General features: G+C 44.1%; 19 protein-coding genes. 9 read left to right on the top strand and 10 right to left on the bottom strand.

All coding sequences use genetic code 11. The annotated features are described in order from the left end of the window. The first annotated feature begins 86 nt into the window (after positions 1-86). Entirely contained in the window at positions 87-848 is a 762-nt protein-coding gene (locus HKI82_RS11545) for an SDR family NAD(P)-dependent oxidoreductase (RefSeq protein ID WP_102941403.1), read from the top strand. A gap of 27 nt (positions 849-875) precedes the next feature. Further along, positions 876-1,379 carry a 2,4'-dihydroxyacetophenone dioxygenase family protein gene (locus tag HKI82_RS11540; protein ID WP_171138089.1) on the top strand — a complete coding sequence of 168 codons (504 nt, stop codon included), beginning with the start codon at positions 876-878 and terminating at the stop codon, positions 1,377-1,379. A 62-nt stretch (positions 1,380-1,441) separates the two neighbouring features. Here HKI82_RS11540 and HKI82_RS11535 read toward each other — a convergent pair whose 3' ends face one another. The 5 genes from HKI82_RS11535 to HKI82_RS11515 form a co-directional block, all read right to left on the bottom strand. After that, positions 1,442-1,885: a GNAT family N-acetyltransferase gene (locus HKI82_RS11535; protein ID WP_102941401.1), complete on the bottom strand. Its 444-nt coding sequence runs from the start codon at positions 1,883-1,885 to the stop codon at positions 1,442-1,444. Positions 1,886-1,998: 113 nt separating this feature from the next. After that, positions 1,999-3,102 (bottom strand): alkene reductase, encoded by a 1,104-nt coding sequence (locus HKI82_RS11530; protein ID WP_171138088.1) that lies wholly within the window; start codon positions 3,100-3,102, stop codon positions 1,999-2,001. 140 nt (positions 3,103-3,242) lie between these two features. Further along, positions 3,243-4,124, bottom strand: a complete 882-nt coding sequence (locus HKI82_RS11525) for a LysR family transcriptional regulator (protein ID WP_102941399.1) — start codon at positions 4,122-4,124, stop codon at positions 3,243-3,245. Between the two features lie 137 nt (positions 4,125-4,261). Next, entirely contained in the window at positions 4,262-4,687 is a 426-nt protein-coding gene (locus HKI82_RS11520) for an RNA-binding protein (RefSeq protein ID WP_042483367.1), read from the bottom strand. 129 nt (positions 4,688-4,816) lie between these two features. Then, positions 4,817-5,503 carry a DUF4336 domain-containing protein gene (locus tag HKI82_RS11515; protein WP_171138087.1) on the bottom strand — a complete coding sequence of 229 codons (687 nt, stop codon included), beginning with the start codon at positions 5,501-5,503 and terminating at the stop codon, positions 4,817-4,819. A 242-nt stretch (positions 5,504-5,745) separates the two neighbouring features. Between HKI82_RS11515 and HKI82_RS11510 the strand changes: the two genes are divergently transcribed. Beyond that, a complete protein-coding gene (locus HKI82_RS11510; RefSeq protein WP_102941397.1) occupies positions 5,746-5,982 on the top strand; it encodes an RNA recognition motif domain-containing protein in 237 nt (78 codons plus the stop codon). A 140-nt stretch (positions 5,983-6,122) separates the two neighbouring features. Here HKI82_RS11510 and HKI82_RS11505 read toward each other — a convergent pair whose 3' ends face one another. The 4 genes from HKI82_RS11505 to HKI82_RS11490 form a co-directional block, all read right to left on the bottom strand. After that, positions 6,123-6,665, bottom strand: coding sequence for a ClbS/DfsB family four-helix bundle protein (locus tag HKI82_RS11505; protein ID WP_171138086.1), 543 nt, complete (start codon positions 6,663-6,665; stop codon positions 6,123-6,125). Between the two features lie 27 nt (positions 6,666-6,692). Next, complete coding sequence (locus HKI82_RS11500; RefSeq protein ID WP_171138085.1) at positions 6,693-7,472, bottom strand: phosphotransferase enzyme family protein; 780 nt, start codon at positions 7,470-7,472, stop codon at positions 6,693-6,695. A 48-nt stretch (positions 7,473-7,520) separates the two neighbouring features. Beyond that, on the bottom strand, positions 7,521-7,766 hold the full coding sequence (locus HKI82_RS11495) for a Rho-binding antiterminator (RefSeq protein WP_102941394.1): 246 nt from the start codon (positions 7,764-7,766) through the stop codon (positions 7,521-7,523). Between the two features lie 146 nt (positions 7,767-7,912). Further along, positions 7,913-8,836, bottom strand: a complete 924-nt coding sequence (locus HKI82_RS11490) for a DMT family transporter (RefSeq protein WP_240956709.1) — start codon at positions 8,834-8,836, stop codon at positions 7,913-7,915. 91 nt (positions 8,837-8,927) lie between these two features. Between HKI82_RS11490 and HKI82_RS11485 the strand changes: the two genes are divergently transcribed. Together HKI82_RS11485 and HKI82_RS11480 are read left to right on the top strand one after the other, a co-directional pair. After that, positions 8,928-9,839, top strand: a complete 912-nt coding sequence (locus HKI82_RS11485) for a LysR substrate-binding domain-containing protein (protein WP_171138084.1) — start codon at positions 8,928-8,930, stop codon at positions 9,837-9,839. Positions 9,840-10,133: 294 nt separating this feature from the next. Continuing rightward, positions 10,134-11,030: a LysR substrate-binding domain-containing protein gene (locus HKI82_RS11480; protein ID WP_171138083.1), complete on the top strand. Its 897-nt coding sequence runs from the start codon at positions 10,134-10,136 to the stop codon at positions 11,028-11,030. A 91-nt stretch (positions 11,031-11,121) separates the two neighbouring features. Here HKI82_RS11480 and HKI82_RS11475 read toward each other — a convergent pair whose 3' ends face one another. Continuing rightward, positions 11,122-11,778, bottom strand: coding sequence for a nitroreductase family protein (locus tag HKI82_RS11475; protein WP_171138082.1), 657 nt, complete (start codon positions 11,776-11,778; stop codon positions 11,122-11,124). A 257-nt stretch (positions 11,779-12,035) separates the two neighbouring features. On the opposite strand from HKI82_RS11475, the gene HKI82_RS11470 reads away from it, so the two are divergent. The 4 genes from HKI82_RS11470 to HKI82_RS11455 all read left to right on the top strand — a co-directional run bounded on the left by HKI82_RS11470 (position 12,036) and on the right by HKI82_RS11455 (position 18,682). Further along, on the top strand, positions 12,036-12,359 hold the full coding sequence (locus tag HKI82_RS11470; RefSeq protein ID WP_171138081.1) for a hypothetical protein: 324 nt from the start codon (positions 12,036-12,038) through the stop codon (positions 12,357-12,359). 84 nt (positions 12,360-12,443) lie between these two features. Next, on the top strand, positions 12,444-13,826 hold the full coding sequence (locus HKI82_RS11465) for a TolC family protein (RefSeq protein WP_390632469.1): 1,383 nt from the start codon (positions 12,444-12,446) through the stop codon (positions 13,824-13,826). Positions 13,827-13,841: 15 nt separating this feature from the next. After that, entirely contained in the window at positions 13,842-15,566 is a 1,725-nt protein-coding gene (locus HKI82_RS11460; RefSeq protein WP_171138080.1) for an efflux RND transporter periplasmic adaptor subunit, read from the top strand. Beyond that, positions 15,563-18,682 carry an efflux RND transporter permease subunit gene (locus HKI82_RS11455; protein ID WP_171138079.1) on the top strand — a complete coding sequence of 1,040 codons (3,120 nt, stop codon included), beginning with the start codon at positions 15,563-15,565 and terminating at the stop codon, positions 18,680-18,682. The genes HKI82_RS11460 and HKI82_RS11455 overlap by 4 nt, the downstream gene beginning before the upstream one ends. Positions 18,683-18,699: the final 17 nt, after the last annotated feature.

Here is an 18,699-nt window from a genome sequence, read left to right as displayed (position 1 = left end):
AAAAACCTTCGCAAAAAATCAAGTTAACGACAATTTCATGATGTAGATTACGCTCAAATTAACATTTTATTAACAGGAGACATACCATGGAGCTTTTCAATAAAGTTGCTGTCGTTACAGGTGCTGCCGGTGGTATTGGTAAAGCGATTATTAATCAGTTACTTGAGCAAGGTGTTAAAGTCCTTGCTGTAGATCTATCGGAAAAATCTCTGGAAATCTACCAAGGTTTTGATGAAGAACAACTGCACACTTTCTCGGCTGATGTTTCTGATTACGGACAAGTCGAAGCAGCAGTTAAAGCTGCTGCAACACATTTCGGTAGCTTAGACATCATGATTAACAATGCTGGTATCGGTATGGCGAAACCATTGCTAGAGCACGACCCTATCCATGATTTCGATCCAGTTACAAAAGTTAACCAAAATGGCGTGTATTACGGAATTTTGGCGGCAGCACATCAGTTTAAGTCGCAAGGTACGAGAGGTGTCATTCTTAACACTTCCTCAGTCTATGCACAGATGGCATCGGAGATGACGTTCACCTATAACGTCAGTAAAGCGGCCGTTGATATGATGACCAAATGCGCGGCACTTGAACTTGCACCTCTTGGTATCCGTGTGGTTGCCATTGCACCCGGACGTGTAGATACACCTATGCTCCGTCAATACGAAGCATTTGGTCTTTGGGAACACATTAGCAAAGAACAGATGCGTCAAACATTCACTCAGCCTGAAGAAATCGCCAACGTGGTTTCATTCTTAGTCAGCGATCAAGCCAACTGTATTAATGGTTGCACTGTTAGTGCTTCCGATGGTTTCGAAAACTTCAAATACCCTCTTTTGGGTTAAGAAATAACAACAACAAGGAAGAGAACAATGTCATTACCAGAAGTGATTCAACATCAAGATTTTCTGCTAACACTTAATACCAATGAAGAATCTATAGTCAAAGATGCATTACCGGGCGTAGACGTATACCCACTGTTTCTAGATCCTGAAAACGGTACTTGGGTTATCCGTGCGAAGTTTGCACCGGGCATCACGCTACCAAAACACTTCCACACTGGCGTCGTGCATTTCTATACGTTAAGTGGTGCTTGGCACTACATGGAATATCCAGATCAAGTTCAAACCGCAGGTAGCTACCTGTACGAACCAGGCGGTTCTATCCATACTTTCCACTGCCCTAAAGACTCAGGTGGTGCTGACGGATTTATGGTGATCTCAGGAGCGAACATCAACTTCGACCAAGAAGGCAATTTCATGAACATCATGGATGCTGGCTGGATTGAGCAGGTACTTATTGCGGCTGCAAAATCGCAAGGTATCAAAGCACGTTGCATCAAACCGGGTGCAATTGCTCAGTTAAGTGACCAATAGATCTGTAAGCTAACAACATGATTCACTTATAAAGCACCAGCTTTTACAGTCGGTGCTTTTTGTTATTCATTGTCTTTCAAAGACTTAGTGTAGACATGGGTTGTCTTACTTCTTTCAAATCCCACTTTGGGATAGAACAGATGCGATTCCTCTCTTTCAATATTGGATCTCACCACCATTGTCTCTAAACCCTGCTCAATAGCCCACTCTTGCGCAGCTCTCACCAACGCTTGCGCAATACCAAGGCATCGATATTGTTTACCTACGACCAAACCTGTGATTTCAGCTTTAGTACCAGACTCTAGAAACATTCGTTTCTCAACCACCAGCCAAGCGCATACTTGGTTATCGACGACTGCGATATAAACACAATGCATAGGTGAACGACTCAAATGCGTTAACCAAGTTTCTGTGTCTTTCGTATTTGCTGTATAGCCAAGTTCTTGCGTTAACTTTGCTATCTGGTTGGCATGCTCAGAACGTGCAGTCGTGATTTCAAATTTCATTAACGTCCCTTGTTACTGTCGAATAAACATCAACATGGCAGTATTCATGCATCTTGGCAACAAATCTCAGACAAAATAAAACCTCAATCAAGAGGTTTTATTTTCGTTTCAACTTATCTTTGTTCGGCAAAATTAGGATAATCCGTTAATCCTTTTTCTGCACCGCCAAACAGAGTATTGGGATCGTGAGCGGCCCAAGGCTGACCATTTTTAATACGCTCAGGCAGATCTGGATTTGATACATAAGGGCGACCGAACGCAACCATATCTGCTAAACCAGAATCTAAAGCCAAAAGCGCTTTCTCAACATTGTATTTACCAGCGTAGATCAAAGTGCCAGTAAAGGCTTCGCGTAACGCCTGTTTAAACGCTACTGGCATTAACGGTGCGTCGTCCCAATCAGCTTCTGCAATATGTAAGTATGCGATGCCGTGTTTTTTGAGAACTTTCGCTGCTGCCACATAGGTTTCTTCAGGGTTCGCGTCAACCGTACCATTTAGAGTTGTTAACGGAGCAAGACGAACACCGACGCGGTCAGAACCAATGGCATCACATAATGTTGCTACCACTTCATCAAGAAAACGCAGACGATTTTCAAGGCTACCACCGTACATATCGGTACGATTGTTTGACTCAGAGTCAATAAATTGATTGACCAAATAGCCATTCGCCGCATGAAGTTCAATGCCATCAAAGCCTGCCAACTGCGCATTCTTTGCTGCTTGGTGGAACTGCTTAATCACAAGATCGATATCATCTTTAGTCATTTCACGAGGCATTGCCGTATCAACGAACCCGGGCTCATCAGTGCCGTTATCAACAAACACTTTCACACCTTCAGCTTTAATAGCAGAAGAAGAAATTGGTTGCTCACCGTTAATGTTGTCTGGGTGAGTGACACGCCCCACATGCCAAAGCTGAGCGAAAATAATACCGCCTTTCGCATGCACTGCATCCGTTACCTTCTTCCAACCGGCCACTTGTTCATCACTGTAGATACCCGGAGTCCATGCGTACCCTTTTGCGTTTGGCGCGATTTGGGTACCTTCACTCACAATCAACCCAGCACTAGCGCGTTGTGCGTAGTACTTTGCCATTAAATCGTTGGCCACATCGTTTGGCTGACTTGCTCGTGAACGAGTCATCGGAGGCATAACAATACGGTTCGCTAATTGAAAACGACCTACTTGAATCGGTTGAAACAATGCGTCAGTCATAAGTTCCTCGGTTGGATAAGTGAATACTTGTATGGGGAAGATTCTAACAGTGAACTAGGAGCTGATTAATCAACGAACGGACAAAACATTTTTGCAGAAATAACAAAAATACTTGTCCGTACGAACAGGTTTAGCTGGTTTTAAAGAGTGAATCGAGGTTTGATAAAGTCGATAAATGCCGATATTCGTCGAGCCACTTGAGATGATCTATAGTACACCGCATTGATCAACTCACGATCTGAAGACTCTTTACTGTATTCATCTAAAAGTACAATTAATCGGCCTTCGGCAATGTCTTGTCTAACCATATATCCTGACAAACAACTGATACCATTACCGGCAAGAACCAACTGGCGTACCGTCTCACCACTGCTGCAGGCAATGGTTGGTTCAATATGATCTACGCCTTCTACAGGCCAGACATTTAAACTTTTTGGTCTGGTAAAACCGACAATCTCATGCTGAGAAAGATCATCGGGCGTATTCGGTAAGCCTTTTCTCGACAAGTACTCTGGAGAAGCAACAACGAATAAACGGCTCTTGCCAAGAAAGCTGGAATGCAAGGTTGAATCCGCCAACTTGCCAATGCGAATTGCCACATCTGTACGCTTTTCAAGAAGATCGACATAGCCTTCGTTTGAGGTAAGTTCCAATTCAATGTCAGGGTAAGCTTGTTTGAATTCCCGTATCAGTGGCACTAATTGATTGAGCATAAACGGGCTGGCAGCATCTACACGAAGCTTGCCTTTGGGAAGTTCACCACCGCTGGATAGATCTTCTTCCGCTTGCTGAAGATATTGCAGACCAGAGCGCACAGAATCAACAAAGCGTCTGCCTTCTTCCGTCAACTCTAAGCGTCTTGTCGTTCGATTAAGGATTGTGATTCCGAGTTGCTTCTCAACACGGCTCACTGCTCGCGAGACTTTAGCCACCTGTACACCCATGGTTTCGGCGGCAAGTGAAAAACTGCCACTGTCGACCACATTAACTAAGATCTCTAAATCATCTGAACGAGTGCGCATCGAATATCCGTTTATTGCAAATTTGACAAAATTAAACTGATGATAGTCATTTTGAAATGAAAACGAAACCCAACACCTCACTCAACAAAGTGCAATATATTGGGTTTCGTTGATATTTGTACGCAAACGGTAAGTGGTTAAATCACACACTCTTTAACTGAATTGGCTTTACCAACACCTTTTTCGATGATGGCTAGCATTTGGTCGTTCTTTACTGAAGAGACAATCTTATCCAGTAGATTCTCCGCCGTCTCCTGCGAGGAAACTTCAACCAAGCAATAATATGAGTTGGAAATCTGCTCGGTCACGTTGCGGATTGCCTCCTGATCGCCCAACTCAGTATTCATAAGCGTATCGATTGATTGAGTAAACTCTTTAGCTCTTTGGGCAGCATCTCCGAAAACCTCAAGATTCAGACTGTTGAGATCGATTGACTGAGCTTGCAGTTGCAAAGTATCCACGGCTTTATTTGCGACCTCTTGAGCTTGGTCGATAACCTTACTCGCGTCATCACAACCAACCAGAGCAAGAGTTAAAGTCAATGTCATTACCGATTTTTTCATTTTTAGCCTCTGAGGAATAATTGACGCTTCGATACTAAACCAAGCTAAAAAGCCATTGAACTAAAATAGCGTAACAAAATGCGAGACTATACCTTTACAACAGGTGTTCGCAGGTAGCTTCTCACTTCTCTATATCAGCCACTTAAAAGACCTAGCTAAAAACTCATCGGTATTTTCTGTGACAATTTCACCATGTGCCATAACTAAAGCCTTGGTGTCCCAACTCAATAACCTATCAAGATGTGTACTTGCTTCTTGTTTGCCGAACATAAAACTTAAACGCCAATCCAGCGGTGTTTTGCCGTTAGGAGCAAGGATTCCAGCACCCTTTGCTGCCAATCTTTGCCAATAGTTAAAGCTATGCCCTGAAAAATTTTCTACCAAATCAGTTACGATTAAAGTCCCTGAGGATTTGTGGAAAAACACACACTCTTCCATCAAGGGAGAACCCGAAAACAACTCTTGTTCTATGTCATCTTCCCAAGCCCAGCTTTGCTGGCTATTCAAAGAACCATCAAAAGTAATATCACTGCGCTTTTTAATTACTTCATCGGTTCCAAACACTTCAACCTCTGGATACGCCGAAATCCATTCAGGCAAGAACAAGTGGTGGAGATGATTAGGCGCTATTAAGTACTTCACGCAGCCAAGTGCTTCTATTTGATCTTTGATTGATTCAGACAGTTTGATAGGGCTGTGCACCCAGAGATCACCGTTGAACAAACGAACCACGGTCATACGAGTGGAATAAGGCAGACCGAAGAATTGAACAGGTTCACCGTTAAATATCCAAATTTCATTAGCTAACTTTTCCATGTTCCTCCAATAACACAAAGGCACCGCAAATGAGGATCAAGCTAGATAGCTAAACACGGTGGTTGTATTTTTATCCATAACACCAGACATCACTATTGGTGTCGAAAGCTTCAAAACAGCAGAATATTATGCATTTAGTTGCTTTACCATAAACTATTTTAAGATAAAGCTAAACTATCGCTTGGTGACAACAGTCTTTATTGAGACAATCCATGCTGTCACTTCCATATTAACGGACAACTATGAAACTATTAGTACGCAACCTTGCTCGTACAACGACAGAACAAGACATTCGTAAACTATTCTCAGAACACGGAAAGGTTGCTGAATGCACTCTCGTTTTAGATCAAGAAACGGGTATCTCTAAAGGCTTTGCTTTCGTCGAAATGCCAGATGTTTCAGAAGCTAAAGCTGCGATTGCTGCCCTTAATCTTACCAGCGTTGCTAAAAGTAAGATTCGAGTCAAAACGGCTCAATAAAACGAATTATCAAGCCAGCCGAAACGCTGGTTTTTTATTGCCCAGAAACTGTGTTATCTGATGTTTCAAATGCATCGTACTCCCTACAGGAAACACTAACAGCAGCAAACTAAACGCTATTAATTTGCTAACAGAATTGTTTATTGCTGAGAAAGTTTCTTAACATGAGCCCGTAGTTTTTTCAAAGCCCAATCGTAATGACTTGGCATTGCTGAAACACAATAACTTCCAAGGGTTGTAGATCCAGTCCAATTAAAAAACTGCTTAGTAAATAGCTCCTGATCAGAAAAACCTAATACTCGTTCAATAGCAGCTTGATGGCTTGTGGTAACCAGCTTTCTTGCATCAGATAGCTCAGTGGTTTGGTGTTTCTTCCAAAACTCTACATTCATTTCGCCGTACGTTTTCCAGTTGTAGGGTTCAGGTAGAAAATCTGCTTTTTGGCCAAGCTTGTTAGAATCAATCCACTTTATTAATAGCTGATGCCACTCATAAAGATGGATCAATACGTCTTTCAGGTTACGATCTCGCTCCCAGTGCTGCTCTTTCTTGTTCAGGTCACCGGAAAAATTAAATTCAGTATTCAACGCCAGCTCAGTCATCGAGTCGATGTAACTCCAAAGCTTAGAAAAGTTTTGTTCTGCTTGAGAGATGAGTTCTTCTTTTGTTTTTGCTCTTGCCATATGTTAGCCATCTACTGAGGCAACCTATTAGTTACACAGCCTTGAAAGAATCTTAGGTTTATTGGATTCGATATATTCTATGTCTCGTAGATAGGATTTAAGGTGGCCTTGATCAATATTCTCACAAAACTGTTGATTACCTTTGTTTGCTTCCTGACGCATAAAGTTAACAAGGGCGTTTAGCCGTTTAATCATGAAATCGGGAATTTGTTTTTTCTGATCATCGGACGTTCCATAGCTGTCGCAGAACAACTTTGCCCTTGATATTTGCTCTTCTAGCGTGCCGAGTTTGTCGTCACTGCTGGTCTTAAAAGGCGCCCAGCAATAGAGCGAATAGGCGAGATCCCACACTCTGGGCGCTGGGTGTGCTGTGTCGAAATCAAAAACGCCTGTTACTAAATTGCCCGTTAGCGCGACATTATAGGGGGCGAAGTCACCATGACATATGACCTCGTAGGGTTCCTGAGGGGGCAACATCCAAGTAAAGCTCGATATATTCTCCTGCTGCGCAACTACAACTGAAGCATCGTGAATTTTTCGCAGGAGCTTAGCGGCTGATATCAGAGCTTCCGTGCTCGCAATAGCATTGGTTAATGGATAGTTGTAAGTGTCACCGGCTACAAAGCTCAACATCTCTTGGTCACCATCAATACCAATAAACTTAGGCGACTCACTTAAACCTGCTGATCGTAAATGATTCAGTAGATTATGAATTGTTGAACTCCAAGGCTGAAGTGGGCGATAAACACTATCACCCACTCGATATATTGACTCTCGTCCGCCTGTCAGTTCTTGCGCGTCTTGCACGGTATCTCCTTCATCGAAATGGCAACTATTCCCTGTTGGAAGTGCAGTTCAATCAAATGCCACTTCTTGGAAATGAGGATTATCCATTGTGACTTTCATCTTAGCGATTGAATCTAATACCACTAATAGATCACTGTCTTGAGTGAGCAATTTTATACATTCTTCACCGAGACTGTTTTTCGCTGTATCCAGCGCTTTGCCAGAAACAACTTCTCCTGATTTTAAAGTAATTTCAACCGGATACTTGAACAAACAGACTATCTCTATGTAGTCGTAGTTACCACAGCTAATCATAAATGCACCCTATTAGTGACACCGGATAAGCTAGCATAGTAACACCATACATAATGAGCAAATACTTCATTCTTATAGTGTTAACTCAATGAAATTTAACGCCATTGATAATGCCTCAAGAGAGACAACGGCAGCTTAACCTCCCTCTAAACATGAGACGCTTTGATATGAGAGAAGTACTTAAACAGTTTGACTGCAAATGTGTTCATCAATGCGGCAAATATTATGAGCGTAATCCCTACTATCTGATGTTTAGAAAAACTTTCATCAAAAAACAGAACCTGCCACATCATCGTAAACAATAAATTGGTAAAAATAAGTGGCGCAAGTTGAGAGCTACTCTCCACCAGTTTGTAAGCTTTCGAACGTAAGATTTGATTACCCACGACGGTTACTGAAAGACCCAATAAACATACCCATACAAATGCATTATTTTGAGGCTCCAGCAGTATCTGAGTATCAAGATCAGATAACCCAAAGATAAACGCCAAAGGAAGAACGCTTACCGCTGCGATGAGAAATGTCCAGCTATTGAGCACTGAAGCTTTAACCTCACGTTTACTGGCGCGAAATAAACTTACTTGCGATCCTGCGTTGAACAAGCCAGCGCCCAAACCAATGAGCAATTCTGGTCGAAACTGAATTCCAGACACATCCCCAGCTAACATTAAAACACCTGCGAAAGTGGCAACTAGGCCAAACTTGGTTTCAGTCTTAATTTTTACTTTAAAAATCAGCTTTTCTAAAACGGCAATAAACAAAGGACCTGTGCCAAATAGCACCGAACTTTCAACAAGTGTTAACGTGTTTAGCGATGCAATAAAACACAGTTGGCAAGCGGCGATACAAAGCCCACGGATAATAATTGGTTTTAATACCGAACGTGGTGGTAAAGGTAGTTTGGACACCCCCACTATGGCAAAAAGCAGTAATGCAGGCATGAAGAATCGTAGAAATGTCAGGAGCTCGATGCCCATCATTTCGGTAAGTTTTTTTAATACAAGCCCAGTTAACGACATACTGAATGTTGAAATGAGCATATAAGGAACAGCGTGATTTTTTAACAACATAATCTCCCCCTATTGACGCGCTCATAGTAGAGCAATGACAACAGAGATAAAAACGAATATATTTAAACAAACCTGTTAGATAAACTTACATATGAATAGACGACCACCACTCAAATCTCTTTACGCATTTGTCGCTGTAGCAGAGACAGGCAGCATGACTGAAGCTGCGGGCTTACTTAGCGTAAGCCATTCAGCAATCAGCCAAGCTGTTAAAAGCCTTGAATCATTAATTGGTCAACCACTGTTTCAGCGTGTTGGCAGGCAGGTTCTGCTCAATGCCATAGGTCAGAGGTACTACAACGATATAGCTCCTGCATTAAAAGCAATTATCACCGCGACGGAATCGGTCACTCAACAACCTCAGTCAAACCGAATTACGGTGAATATGATCAACTCATTGGCTATGCACTGGTGGGTACCACGAGTCGATAACTTCCAACAATATGCACCCAACGTCGATATTCGACTTTCCAACTTAATTGGTTCATTTGACTTAAACCAAGAAGGTGTAGATGTCGCGATCCTTCATGGCAAAACTGACGAGTGGCAAGATTATTATTGTGAAAAGCTCGGGGACGATGAACTCCTATTGGTATGCAGCCCTGAATTACTGGAATCATTCGATACGCATCCCACAGCAGCTGATCTTCTAAAACGCTATCCTGCCATTTATGCAGAAAACCTGCGCAGAAAGCATGACTGGAGTGTTTGGTGCGACGGAAACTCACTACCCGTGCCTAAGCAAAACAAGAACCTTAACTTCATCGCTTCCATACATGCGGTGCAAGCCGCGATTCGTAAGCTGGGTGTCTTGGTCACTCATCGCTTGTTTGTTCGTGATGATATTAAACACGGAATGTTGGTCGAAATCGGCACACCAGTGAATAACCCGCATCAAGAATTTTTCTTCGTATGTAGACCAGAAAAGCTCCGTAACGAAAATGTCGTCACTCTGAAATCTTGGTTACAAAAAGAGTTTAGCGAAACGCCAAATGAGCAGTAAAAACGACATTAGCTCACCTTATAAAAACTTCGAATAGTGATCCGACTCTTTCACCTCATTCGACAGACCAATGTCCTTTTTGAGATGTTCGCTTAATGCGCTCGCATCTTTGTTTCGTTTTGCTTCTTTCTTTGTAAACCAACTAAATATATAGGTTGCATCTATTATTTCACTTTTTAGTTTCGCTATTAGTTGCATAATTTGACCTTGCGTCCATTCGAGATAGGAATATTATCTGAGCAATAGAGTCTCGTTACGAACAACGCTTTTTTACAGGAACTATAAGTACAGGTTATGGACAAACGACTACGTCATCTCTCTTCGCTTCGTTATTTCGAATCAGCGGCTAGACTGAAAAGTTACAGTAAAGCGGCTGAAGAACAGTTCGTTTCGCAAGCTGCAATTAGCCAGAAACTGCGTCAACTGGAAGAGCAACTAAAGTGCAAATTGTTTATTCGACGTGGTCGAGAAATGCACCTCACAGACAAAGGACAAATACTGCATAAGCATATTGATGATGGATTTAAACAGATCATTACCGGATTGAATCGGATTCAGAATGAGCCACTCGAAGGGCTGCTCAATGTCAGTGCACCTCGCTCCTTTTCTACGCGTTGGCTGATGCCGAGGTTATGGAAGTTCACAATGGAATATCCGCACATTCCCATTCGTGTGCAAAACATGAAAGATATTGATATTCGCCATACCGAAACAGATGTACTTATCTGGCAAGGCGAAGAGAGTGTTCAGCATCTGGGATTGGAACAAGAACCTCTGTTTGAAGAATCTATTTACCCTTACTGCTCACCCGAACTCGCGCAATCAATGAAATTTGAAAGCCCCAAACAACTGCTAAAATGCTGGCTAATAGATTTCCACTCAGCATCATTCAGTTGGGATCACTGGTTTGCCACGGCGCAAGTTAAGGCCAAAAGAGAAAGTCTCCAATGGATGGAAGTAAGCACTTTTGATATGGCCATCAACGCGGTTGTCGCAGGTCACGGCGCTTGCCTTGCGACTGAAAGCATTTCAGCAGATTTCGTAGAACGCGGACTGTTAGTAAAACCGTTTAATATTGGCTTAAAACCGGGGATTCGTTATTCATTGATAAGCGATCCATCCTCTTCGAGAGCATTAAGGATCGGTGCATTTAAAGCATGGCTGAATAAAGAACTGGCGAGTAAAACATGAAGTTGAACGGTCAATAGAGGGAAGAAAGTAATTTGTCAGTGGTGAACCATTTAAAGTTTCGCCACTGACAGGAAAAATACAGAGGTCGAAATTACAAAGTAGTGACGACTTCTTCTAGCGCTAGACGCGATTTTGGCAGAGCGTGGTTATAATCTTCATCTTCTTTGTGATAACCGATCGCCAACGCAACTTCACACTCATGGCCTTCAAGTTCTTGTTTGAACTCTTCACCAATAAGATCCGCATCAACACCTTCCATCGGCGTAGAGTCAATGCCTAGACGAGCCAATGTGTGCAGCAAGTTACCCAACGCAATGTAAACCTGAGCTTTAGTCCAGTTGCCGTTGCTACCCGTTTCATCAGTATTTAGCTCGGCGAATGCATAAGCGCCCATACGTGCATCAAATTTTTCTGGAGATAAACGGCCTGCGGCAACTTCTGCATCCAGACGTTTAGCGTATTTTTCTTTAGTGAACGTTGGATCATGCGCAAGCAGAATCGTGTGTGATGCTGTTTTTGCATGTGGTTGGTTGAACTGGTGTTTATTGGCAAAGGTATTGTAGAAGCGCTGCTTCGCTTCATCACTTTCAAGAACAATAAACTTCCATGGCTGAGAGTTAATTGATGATGCTGACAAACGAATTGCTTCTTTGATCACAGCCATATCTTCTTGAGAAATGCGTTTCTCTTCATCGTATTTTTTAGTTGTATAGCGCTTGCTTAAATCTTTGATAATTTGATGAGACATTACTGCTCTCCTTAACAACGAGTAAAAGTACGGTTTGCATCGTTACAATCACCGACCTTGGAATGGGCTCTATAATATCGACTTATCTAATAATTGGTATGGCTTCTTTAATTTAAGCGTTTAATTGTACTTAAATTGTTGACATTACCCTAGGGTAAAGCTTTATATTCTAGCCAAATTTCCAGATTCGGTTTGCCATGCGCTTAAACATCATTTCAACAACTTGGATTACAATCCTGGCATTAGCAGCCTTGCTTATGTCCGGCTTTGCTTCAAGTGCAGGAATGATGACCAGCCCTATGTCGCATGATATGAAAACCTATTCGCCTCCTTGCCAAACACAGCAAATGTCTGCGCATCACAAAATGCAGATGGAGCAAGACTCCATAGGCAGCCAATGTGAAATGTCGAAGGACATCATTCATAACTGTTGTGACACCACTTGCACCACAGCCGCAGCTATTTTGCTTGTTCCAGATGTTTTGATAACAGCAGAAACCTCATTAGCTCTGTTCACATCGCCAAAATCCGGTGATGTTGTCCATACCCCAAGAAGTCTAGAGCGGCCGCCCAGCGCTTAAATCCATCAATCATATTTAGGTTCCGTAGATTCATGCGGAAGAATTCTCGTGCGCGTCATGCGCTCAGTGATGGATTTATAAATCGTGAAAATTCAACAATGCCTTTTGGCGCTGTCTATCAGCGCAGCGGTATTGACGACTACACCTCTATACGCTGGTGAACCGCTCGTAAATGAGCAAACCGCGCGCAGTGTAGCGTCAACGTCCGAAAAAACGCTATCGCAGTTAATTGAAGCTGCACTATCTAATGACGGAACACGCCGTCAGTACTATGCAGAAGCTCAGGCAATGCGCGAAACCGGTAAAGCCAGTGCAACCCAAATGGACCCAAAACTTAAATTTGGTGTCACTGGATTACCAACAGACAGCTTCGCGTTTGATGAAGACCCTATGACCAATATTTCCGTTGGTCTTATGCAACAATTCAACCGTGGCGACACCTCAGATCTCAACAATAGAAAAGCAAGTCAGCAAGCTGGCGGGCTGGAAGTGAAAGTCTCAGCAAGAGAGCTTGAAGTCGCGAATGCCATTACTCAGATATGGCTGGAACTTGGTTATCAGCAAGTGGCAAACAAAGTTCTGCTTGAAAACCGCTCGCTTCTAACTGAGCTGGAAAGCTTCATTCAAACCAATTACTCCATTGGTAAAAGCGAAGCTCAAGATCTAATCAACGCACAACTGCAAGTCGCTAAACTGGATGAAAAGATCCAAGCGAATGAACAGATGCAACAACGCTTGAAGGCCCAGTTATCTGAATGGTTAGGCTCAGACTGGCTTATCAATACAGACCAGCTTGAAGCTTCCAATCAATTGGACTGGCGTGCACTGCAAGATATTGAAAATACCGCGAGCAACAGTAATTTCTACTCACAACTCAATCAAAACCCCGCTGTGCGAATGGTGGATTCTTCGATTGATGCTCGTCGTACACAAGTCGATATTGCACGCGAATCTTATGCTCCGCAGTTCGGCGTCGAAGTGATGTATGCCTATCGTCAGTCAAACAATATGCGTGGTGAGCCGGCATCTGATTTAGTCAGCGCCTATATCACTATGGATATCCCTCTTTTCACGGGTAATAAGCAAGATAAGAACTTAGCCGCGGCTCAATACCAAGTGGGTGCAGCTCAGTCTCAGAAAGACACCTTGCTGAAACAAATGAACGCCAAAGTCAACGCTCTGCTTGTTGACAAAAATAACCTGACTCAACGTCTCGAACGCTTCGAATCGACTTTGCTTCCGCAAGCGGATTCACGTGTGAAAGCAACTGAGAGAGGCTACCAAAATAACACTGCTCAATTTAATGATGTGATTTTAGCGACTCGTGATGAACTTGCATTAAAGCTGGAGTATCAGCGCCTCATCACCGACCTGAATCTGGTTAATAACAACTTATCTGCATTACTCAATAGCTACAGCTATCAAGTTGATAAACCAGAAATTACTACAACCTCAGAGCAGCAATAACAAGGCAGAACAACAATGAAAACAATTCAAGTAACAACACTCGCGCTTGTTATCGGCGCAACTCTGGGCTTTGGTGCACAAACACTCTTGTCTCAAACACATACTTCTCAAGCAGAGGATACTGGGCACGAACAACAATCAAGCCAAGCTAAATCCAATGACGAGCCGCTGTATTGGGTTGCCCCTATGGACCCAAACTATAAACGCGACAAACCGGGCAAATCACCGATGGGTATGGATTTGATCCCTGTTTATGCAGAAGATGCGGCGCAAGACCAAGCGCCAGGAACCGTTAAAATCGACCCAGCCGTTGAAAATAATTTAGGGGTAAAAGTGGCATCTGCGCAGATGACACCTCTTACACCAAGTATTGAAACCGTGGGTTATGTGGCTTTCGACGAAAGCCAGTTATGGCAAACCAACGTGCGCGTAGCAGGCTGGGTTGAAAAGCTGAACGTCAACGCGATCGGCGATAAAGTAAACAAAGGCGATGTGTTGTTTACTCTCTACTCTCCTGAGTTGGTCAAAGCTCAAGAAGAACTGATTAATGCCTATAGAACAGGCAGAGAAGGATTGGTCAAAGGCGCGACCGAAAGACTGGTTACGCTAGGCGTAGATCGTCAACAAATTCAATCTATCGTCAAACGTGGCAAAGCGTCTCAGTCGATTGATATCAAAGCAAAGGCTGACGGTATCATCGCTAATCTCAATGTTCGTGAGGGCGGTTATTTGTCACCCGCTCAGGCTGTCATCAGTGCAGGTCCACTTGAGAATGTATGGGTTGATGCGGAAGTCTTCGAGCGCCAGTCACACTGGGTTAAAGCTGGCAGCACTGCCAAGATGACACTAGATGCTTTACCGGGCAAAGAATGGCAAGGCGAAATTGACTACGTCTACCCTATCTTAGATCCTCAAACCCGTACTTTACGTCTGCGCCTAAAATTCCCTAACCCACAAGGCGAGTTAAAGCCAAATATGTTCGCCAATATTTCGCTGCAGCCAGTCACAGAAGAATCGGTACTGACGATTCCTAAATCATCAGTGATCCGTTCAGGCGGTATGACTCGAGTGGTATTGTCTGAAGGCGACGGCAAGTATCGCTCGGCACGCGTTCAAATCGGACGTGAGGCTGGTGACAAAGTGGAAGTATTGCAAGGTCTTACTGAGCAAAGCAAAGTCGTAACCTCAGCGCACTTCTTACTTGATTCTGAATCGAGCCAAACGGCAGATCTGGCTCGTATCGATGGTATTGAAGTAGATTTGGAAAGTGTGTGGGCGAAAGGCGAAATCAGCGATGTTTTATCCTCGTCTCGCACTCTCACGATTAACCACCAGCCAGTACCTGAATGGAATTGGCCGGGCATGACCATGAACTTCTATGCTGGCGAGAATGTTGATATTGATGCGTTGAAGTCCGGACAAGTGGTCGAGTTTGAACTGCAAAAAACACCGGATGGTCAGTATCAGGTCATCGATATTAAATCAGACGGCAGCGTCGTAGCAGGTGAAGTGTGGCTGGAAGGCGACATAACAATGCTGATGCAAGACTTCGGAATGATCACGCTTCAACACTTACCGGTTTCAGAATGGAACTGGGAAGCGGGCGAAATGAACTTCACTGTCGATCCTGATATTAAGCTTTCCGGTCTTGAGGAAGGTGACCGTGTTCGATTTCTAGTACAGAAACAGAACAACGACTTCACCCTGAAGAGTATTGAGCGAATCGGAGGCAAACAATGATCAATGCCATTATTCGCTGGTCTCTGAAAAACCGCTTTATTGTCCTTCTGGCAACCGTTGCGCTTATGGCAGGCGGTTTATTTAGTGTAAAAAACACTCCTGTAGATGCGATTCCCGATCTCTCTGATGTACAGGTGATCATCAAAACCAGCTTTCCTGGACAAGCACCGCAAGTGGTTGAAGATCAGGTTACTTACCCGCTCACAACCGCAATGCTGGCGGTACCTGGGGCTGAAACCGTACGTGGTTACTCGTTCTTTGGTGACTCTTACGTGTATATCATTTTCAATGATAAAACCGACATGTACTGGGCTCGTTCACGAGTGCTGGAGTATTTGAGCCAAGTTGCGCCTAAGCTACCAGCCAATGCCAAACCAACACTGGGACCTGATGCGACAGGTGTGGGTTGGGTATTCAGCTATGTATTGCAAGACAAAACCGGTCAACATGATTTGGCTCAGCTACGCAGCCTGCAAGACTGGTTCTTAAAATACGAATTGCAAACGGTGGATGGCGTCTCTGAAGTGGCCACCGTAGGCGGTATGGTTAAGCAGTATCAAATCCAGATTGATCCGGCTAAATTGCGCGCTTACAACTTGACGCTTCAACAAGTCAACATGGCGATTCAAAACGGCAACCAAGAGACTGGCGCTTCGGTTGTAGAAGTGGCAGAAGCCGAACATATGGTTCGTACCACCGGCTATCTGACCAATATTGAAGATATTCAGTCTCTACCGCTTAAAGTGACTAACAAAGGTACACCGTTGCTGCTTGGCGATATTGCGGACATTTCATTAGGTCCACAAATGCGTCGTGGTATTTCTGAACTTAATGGCGAAGGTGAAGCGGTTGGCGGCGTGATTGTGATGCGCTTTGGCGAGAACGCGAGTCAAGTGATCGACAACGTAAAAGCCAAACTTGAAGAGCTTCAGCGCGGCCTGCCTGATGGTGTGGAAATTGTACCAACTTATGACCGCTCTACGCTTATCAATGCAGCCGTTGAGAACCTTTGGAAGAAGTTAGCGGAAGAGTTCATCGTGGTAGCGATTGTATGTGCATTATTCCTGTTCCACATTCGTTCGTCTCTGGTTATTGCTCTGAGTCTGCCTGTCGGCATCTTATCTGCTTTTATTGTCATGCACTGGCAAGGCATTAACGCCAACATCATGTCTCTAGGCGGCATAGCCATCGCCATAGGCGCTATGGTGGATGGCGCAATCGTCATGATTGAAAACGTACACAAGCATATAGAACGCACCCCACTGACGGATAAAAATCGCTGGCAAGTCATTGGTGATGCCGCGCAGGAAGTGGGTCCACCGCTGTTCTTCTCGCTGCTTATCATTACGTTAAGCTTTGTGCCTGTGTTCGCTCTTGAAGGCCAAGAAGGGAAAATGTTCTCTCCTCTCGCCTTCACTAAAACATACGCGATGGCGGCTTCAGCAGGTTTAGCCATTACCTTGGTTCCAGTATTAATGGGTTATTTTATTCGCGGAAAGATCCTTCCTGAGCATAAAAACCCAGTTAACCGAGCGCTGGTAGGTCTTTACCGCCCGCTGCTTAACCTAAGCTTAAAATTCCCGAAATCGGTATTGGTATTGGCCGTTGCGCTAATGGCGTCTGCCTATTACCCAACCAGTAAACTGGGCAGCGAATTCATCCCGCCATTGGATGAAGGCGACTTGATGTACATGCCGACCACTTATCCGGGTATTTCGATTGGTAAAGCGCGTGAGTTACTGCAACAAACCAACAAACTGATCAAAACCGTACCTGAAGTAAAAACGGTATGGGGTAAAGTCGGCCGTGCAGATACTGCAACCGACCCTGCTCCACTCACCATGATCGAAACCGTCATTCAGCTCAAACCTCGTGAAGAGTGGCGTGAAGGTGTCACCACAGAATCACTGCGGAAAGAGTTTGATAACCTGATTCAATTCCCCGGTTTAACTAACGCTTGGGTAATGCCAATCAAAACCCGAATCGATATGTTAGCCACTGGTATTAAAACGCCAATTGGTATCAAAATCGTTGGTCCTGACCTGAGCACCATTGAACGTATCGGTTCACAGTTGGAGCCAATTCTTAACCAAGTCGAAGGTACTGCATCGGTTTACGCTGAACGCGTTGCGGGTGGCCGATACGTGACTGTTGATATCAAGCGTAAAGCAGCGGCACGTTATGGACTGAATATCAAAGACGTACAACAAGTGGTTTCCACCGCTGTTGGCGGCATGAATGTCGGTGAAACCATCGAAGGATTGGAGCGTTACCCTATCAACGTTCGCTATCCGCAAGACTACCGTGATTCGGTAGTGAAACTGCAAAACCTGCCATTGGTGACGCCAAACGGTGCTCGCATAGCCTTGGCGGATGTGGCGGATATTCGCTACGAAGATGGTCCACCGATGATCAAAACAGAAAATGCGCGTCCTAACGGCTGGGTGTTTGTTGATATCGAAGGTAGAGATCTCGGTTCTTATGTATCTGAAGCGCAAAAACGCGTAGCAGAGGAACTGAAGTTGCCAGCAGGTTACTCACTCGCATGGTCTGGTCAGTACGAGTATATGGAGCGTGCGAAAGAGCGTTTAAGTGTCGTCGTTCCAATTACATTGACCATCATCACCCTGCTGCTCTATTTCAGCTTCCGACGTGTCGGTGAAGTACTGATTATTATGGCAACCCTGCCATTGGCTATGGTTGGCGGCTTATGGTTGATGTACTCACTCAATTACAACATGTCTATTGCTGTGGGAGTCGGCTTTATCGCCCTTTCAGGCGTGGCGGTTGAAATAGGCGTCATCATGCTGGTTTACCTGAACCAAGCATGGCACTACACCAAGCTCAAAGCCGAAGAACGAAATATTCCACTCAGCAAAGATGACCTGAATAACGCCATTCGCGAAGGTTCTGGGCTGCGTGTACGTCCGGTGATGATGACCGTTATCACCGTAATCATTGGCTTAATACCCATCATGTATGGCCATGGTACGGGTTCGCAAATCATGCAACGCATCGCGGCCCCTATGATTGGCGGAATGGCTTCAGCCCTACTACTTACCCTGCTGGTAATACCTGCAATCTTTAAGCTGTGGAAACAGCGTGAAACTAAATAAATACCGAATTGATGAAT

Origin of the sequence: Vibrio plantisponsor, from assembly GCF_013041605.1 — a bacterium.
GTDB lineage: Bacteria > Pseudomonadota > Gammaproteobacteria > Enterobacterales > Vibrionaceae > Vibrio > Vibrio plantisponsor.
The sequence above is the reverse complement of the archived record's forward strand: the minus strand, read 5'-3'. Positions and strand labels throughout refer to the sequence as shown.